The sequence below is a fragment of the Micromonospora globbae genome, from assembly GCF_003610785.1.
GTDB lineage: Bacteria > Actinomycetota > Actinomycetes > Mycobacteriales > Micromonosporaceae > Micromonospora > Micromonospora globbae.
On sequence record NZ_RAQQ01000069.1, the window covers coordinates 1 to 5144 of the forward strand.

A 5144-nucleotide genomic window follows, 5' to 3' on the forward strand; every position below is an offset into this window, starting at 1 on the left:
CGTCACCGCTATGGTGGCCACGAGGTCTCCGGTATTCAGGTTCTTCTTGGTCGATGAACCCTCTACCGGAGACCTCGCCATCTATCGACCACCGACACGCCGCACCCGACTTCGAGACACTGCCTAGCAGGCCGGGGTCGGGCTGCATCTACTGCAGTTCCAGGCGGTGGGCTGAACGGGGCGTCCTGTCCAGCCCATCCGGCGATCAGGTCGCCGACCCGTTGCATGTGGCTGAAGCATGGTGGGGTCGAGGCCGGCGATCAGCAGCTCGGGATAGCCGTGGGCGGTGAGCCCGATGGTGTGGGTGTACCGGCCATCGTCGCCACGCGGGGTCACCGGCCAGCCGATCCGGTCGATCATCTGGCTCTGGCCGCGCATGAAGTCCTCGGTGCCCGGTCACTGGCCGCATCCTTCTTCACTTTGGTGCTGCTCGGACGGTTGCGGCGGGTCGACTTCTACGAAGCCCCAGAGCCGCTCGATGAGTTCAAGGGCCTGGGTGCGGTAGCGGTCGGCGAAACCGCGGCAGATCGCGGGCTTCGCCTGCGGGTGCAGGTAGTGCGGCAAGGTGTCATGGCAAATGATGTAGGAGCCTTGCTCACGGGCCTCGGTGACGAGCGCACGTAGTTGTCCCGGCCCGAGGTGCATGCGGTTGCCGGGGGCGAAAATGCAGGTGTCGCACTGCCGCGACAGCAGCCGTGACTTCCCGAGGACCGGATCGCCGACGCTGAGTTCCTCCTGTCGACCGGCGTCATCGGCGGGGTGGGGCACAGGTTCCATGATGTCTGCCTCCTGGAATAGCTGAAGGGGCGCCGCCCGTCGGCGGCGCCCCTTCAGCTGGCATGGTTGGTGCCGCTGGCGGTGACTGCTGGGATGGACTCGCAGCCGCGGCGGGGATGGGTGATAGTCGGACGGGCACCTTCGGTCAGTACGTGCTGTCCGGGGCGTGCATGGGGAGCAGGAGCCGGTCGGTCGGCGGCTGCCCGTGGGCTTCGGGTTGCCAGGCGTCGGCGGTGTCGAGGGTGGCGAAGGGCCCGACGACGGCGAGGCGGGCGCGGTCGCGGTCCAGCAGGGCCAACGCCACGCGCGGGGCGTCGATCGTGGTGGTTCGTGCGACCTGGGCGATGTCTGGCGGGACGCCAGTCCACTCGTCGTCGCTGATGCGCGCCTGCGTGGGGTCGTGCAGGGCCACGGGCGTGGTGGCGACGATGTCGGGGTCACGCATGGCCAGTTTGGGGGCGTAGTCGGCGGTGGCGGCGCGGCCGGCGATCGGGCCGTGCAGGGACAGCGCGGCGGTGGTGGTGACGGCGAGCAGCGCGTGCGGGGCGCGGTCCTCAACGCTGTCGAGCAGGGCCAGGCTGAAGGTGTCACGGCTGCCGATGTCGGTCAACGTGATGAGGGTGGGCCGGCCGGTGGTGGCGTCGTCCCAGCTGAGGACTTCGAAGTGGTCGCTGGCGAGGGAGAGGAAACGCTGGTAGGCACGGTTGGCGGTGTCGAAGGGGTAACCGGTGTCGTGCATCAGGCGTATCTCCTGGCGGTCGCGGGGATGGGGTCGGGTCATCGGGCGAGGACGGAGACGGTGTCGCCGAGCAGCAGCGGCGCCCCGTCGGGGCCCTTGATGTAGGAGTGGATCCAAATGCGGGTGCGCCACGAGGCGCTGTTGATCGAGTGGGGGTGAGAGACCACCACCACCTGGGCTGTCGTAGCAGCCGGGTGTAGCTGGGGGCAGCCTGATCCGGGAGACGCCGGTGAGGGCGGGAAGCAGCCCCGACAACGACGGGACGGTTCGGGACTGCCAGACGGGCCGGGTCCGGCAAGCGAGGCGGGAAGGTGTACGTGAGGAACCAGCGTGTGAAAGCCTCTTCAGGGTCACTCGGCTCAAATCTGGTGGATACGGGCCGGGGTGCGGTGCGTACCCGTGCACGCCGTGGGCGTGGGCGGGGAACTCCTGAGCCGGATTTCGAATGTCGGCAGGGAGGCCACGGTGAAGGTCTACGGCGTAGTCGTGGCGATGCCGCAGGGGCAAAGCTGGGCACCTCACCCGCCGAACGATCAATGGTGAACGTGGGAACCGTCCGGCACCGCCCGCCTGGCGCGCGGCCAGCGCGCGGGTGGGCAGGCACGTCGTCTGCTGTGGGTGTCGGGCGGGGCGGAGTCCGCGTAGTAGTCGTGGGTGTAGCGCCCCACCGTGGAGAGCGGGAAAGCCGTTCGCAGGGCGAAGGCGGACAGCGTGTTCGCAGTCTTCGGGCTGCAAGGCCAGGAGGTCGCTGGTGAATACCGGCGCGCCGTGGCCGGGCCTCGACGAGGCTCGGGCGCGGGTACTGGGGATGCAGGCGAAGCTGCACCGATGGGCTGGCGAGGATGCTGCGCGCCGGTTTGACGACGTGTTCAACCTCGTGGCTGACCCGGCGTTTCTCACCGTGGCGTGGGATCGGGTCAGCACCAACACCGGGGCTCGCACGGCTGGCGTGGACGGGATCAAACCCGGCTGGATCGCTGCCGTGGGGGCTGCTGAGGCGTTCCTGGCCGACGTGCGCGCGCAACTCAAGACGGGCACGTTCGTTCCGGTCGTGGTGCGGGAGGTGACGATCCCGAAGCCCGGCACCAGCAAGCGGCGCCGGCTCGGGATACCGACCGTGACCGATCGGGTGGTCCAGGCGGCGCTGAAGCTGGTGCTCGAACCCATCTTCGAGGCGGATTTCCAGCCGTGCTCGTACGGGTTCAGGCCGAACCGGCGGGCGCACGACGCGATCGCCGAGGTGCAGTTCTACGCCACCCGCGGATACGAGTGGGTGTTGGAGGCGGACATCGAGGCGTGCTTCGACTCGATCGACCACACGGCCCTGATGGATCGGGTGCGTCGACGGGTCGCGGACAAGCGGGTGCTCCTGTTGGTGAAGGCATTCCTGAAGGCCGGGGTCCTGACCGAACCCGGCCAGCGGGAGGAGTCCATCACCGGGACACCGCAGGGCGGCATCCTGTCGCCGTTGCTGGCCAACATCGCGCTGTCGGCGCTGGACGAGCACTTCGTCGCCCAGTGGCAGCAGCAGATGGGGACCAGCGGCAGGCGTGTGCTGCGACGGCGTAAGGGGCTGGGGACCTGGCGGCTCGTCCGCTACGCGGACGACTTCGTCGTGATGGTCTTCGGCGACCACGCGATCGCGCAGGCGTTGCGGGAACAGGTCGCCGACCTGATCGCGCCGCTCGGGTTGCGGTTGGCTGAGGCCAAGACCCGGGTGGTGCACATTGACGAGGGCTTCGACTTCCTCGGGTACCGCATCCAGCGGCACCGCCAGCGGGGAACGTCGAGGCGGTACGTCTACACCATGCCGTCGCGCAAAGCTGTCGCGGCGGTGAAGGCGAAGGTGCGGGCGTTGACGAACAGGTCGAGAAGCTACGACCTCGCGGAACTGCTGCACCGCGTCAACGCGGTGCTGCGTGGGTGGGCCAACTACTTCCGGCACGGCGTGTCCAAACGGTTCTTCAGCAAGGTGGACGCGTTCACGTGGTGGCGCATCGTGCGGTGGATCCGCAAGCGCCGTAACGGGCTGGGATGGAAGGCGACGCGGCGACGCTTCATGCAGGGCTGGAAGATCGTCGCGGACGGGATCAGCTTCACCGGAGCGTCGCCGGTCGCGATCGTTCGCTACCGGTACCGGGGCGAGAGAATCCCGACACCATGGGCCGCGAGCGCAGCGACAAGCTGAGCCCATCGACACGGGCACGTGGAGAGCCGGATGCGCGGAGACGCGCCTGTCCGGTTCGGGAGGCGGTCCGAGGAAACGGACCGGCCGCAAGGCCGGCACCGCGCCTCGGGCCGACCTCACTAGGGCTGCCCGTCAGCGTTGGTGAGGCGCCGCCAGTGACCGCGCACGACGAACCGCACCCGGTAGCGCCACTTCGCCTCACCTGTGGGTTCGGTGACGGGTTTGGTGCGGCGGAGCATGACGACGCGGGTGTCGTGGCGCAGGCTGGCGCGAAGCGCGCGGCGGCGGGCGGGCCGGTCCAGGGGTGGTTGGGCGACGGTGGCAAGCGGTTGTTCCTGGATGCGCCAGAACGCGTAGAGCACGGCCGCGACGGCGCGCATCCGCAGCGACGACTCGTCGAGGCAGAAGCGCCCGTCCGGGGCGGTCTCCCAGTCCCGGTCGACGTCTGGCGGCACATCGGTAGCGGCGGTGATGGGGGTGCCGATGGGGATCTCGGCGAAGGAGTGCAGCACGTAGGGGCCGAACTGGGCGGCGAGTTCGGGGGCTTCGGCGAGTTGGCGTCGGCGGCGGGCGGCTGCGGGGTCGAGGGGGTCGTCGCGGTCAGCCCAGCCGGTGATCCACCAGCCGGTCCGCCCGCTGGCGGTGTTGTGGAACTTCGCCCAGGCGATCGCGCCGATCGAGGTGACCTGACCGTGGATGCCGCGCTCGTAGATGGGCTCGGGCAGGAACAGCACGCCGGCGTCGCTGGGGGCGACATCGTTGCCGACGATGTCGCCGGACAGGTCGAGTGCCTGAGCGGCGGCGGCGATGATCGCGGTCATGGCCGGGGCGAGGACGTACGGCTCGCCGTCCTGCCACGGCTGGTGCGCAGCGCGGTTGAATGCGTCGATGACGGACGCCTGCAGGTCGGACCCGCCGCTGGTCGCGTCCTCGGTGGGTTCGAGGAACGCTTTGAGGTACTGATGGGCGAAGCGGCTGCGGGTGTAGTCGGTCATGCGGGCGCGCAGGTCAACCGTCGCGCGGGCGTACCCGGCAATGGTCGACTCGCTACGGAAACTCACGGCACCTCCATCGGTGGGCGGTTGCGTCGGTGTGGGTCAGGCTGCGTGGGGCTGGGTGCGGGTGGGCTGGAACCAGCCGGTGACCTGGTGGGCGGGCTGCGTCACCCGTGCGCGGCCTCGCGCACGAGGCTGGGGGCGGGTGGCGGCCTGCTGGGCGCGGCGGGCGTCGCGTGCAGGCGGGCAGGGGTATTCCTGACCGGTGCAGCGCAGGTTGACGCAGCGGCCAGGGCGGTGCGGCTGGGGTTGGTGGGCGGGTTGCGTCCACGGAAGTGGTGTACGACTTGCCCGTGATGGGCGTGTTGGGTAGATAGGAGACGGCCACCGCGCGATCCTTCGAGACGGCTAAGCCCAGTGAAGGAGAGTGATGCGCGATGGCCGC

5 protein-coding genes are annotated in these 5144 nt (G+C 69.5%); 1 reads left to right on the forward strand and 4 read right to left on the reverse strand.

What is annotated here, in order from left to right; translation table 11 throughout:
- Positions 1–396: 396 nt before the first annotated feature.
- The 3 genes from D7I43_RS32145 to D7I43_RS34220 all read right to left on the reverse strand — a co-directional run bounded on the left by D7I43_RS32145 (position 397) and on the right by D7I43_RS34220 (position 1689).
- Positions 397–777, reverse strand: a complete 381-nt coding sequence (locus tag D7I43_RS32145) for a hypothetical protein (protein ID WP_120332308.1) — start codon at positions 775–777, stop codon at positions 397–399.
- 145 nt (positions 778–922) lie between these two features.
- Positions 923–1516, reverse strand: a complete 594-nt coding sequence (locus D7I43_RS32150) for a hypothetical protein (RefSeq protein ID WP_120332309.1) — start codon at positions 1514–1516, stop codon at positions 923–925.
- Between the two features lie 38 nt (positions 1517–1554).
- Positions 1555–1689 (reverse strand): hypothetical protein, encoded by a 135-nt coding sequence (locus tag D7I43_RS34220; RefSeq protein ID WP_275670870.1) that lies wholly within the window; start codon positions 1687–1689, stop codon positions 1555–1557.
- 578 nt (positions 1690–2267) lie between these two features.
- Between D7I43_RS34220 and ltrA the strand changes: the two genes are divergently transcribed.
- Positions 2268–3704: a group II intron reverse transcriptase/maturase gene (ltrA, locus tag D7I43_RS32155; protein ID WP_240033330.1), complete on the forward strand. Its 1437-nt coding sequence runs from the start codon at positions 2268–2270 to the stop codon at positions 3702–3704.
- A 119-nt stretch (positions 3705–3823) separates the two neighbouring features.
- Here the strand turns inward: ltrA and D7I43_RS32160 are convergent, their stop codons facing one another.
- Positions 3824–4765, reverse strand: coding sequence for a hypothetical protein (locus D7I43_RS32160; RefSeq protein ID WP_120332311.1), 942 nt, complete (start codon positions 4763–4765; stop codon positions 3824–3826).
- Positions 4766–5144: the final 379 nt, after the last annotated feature.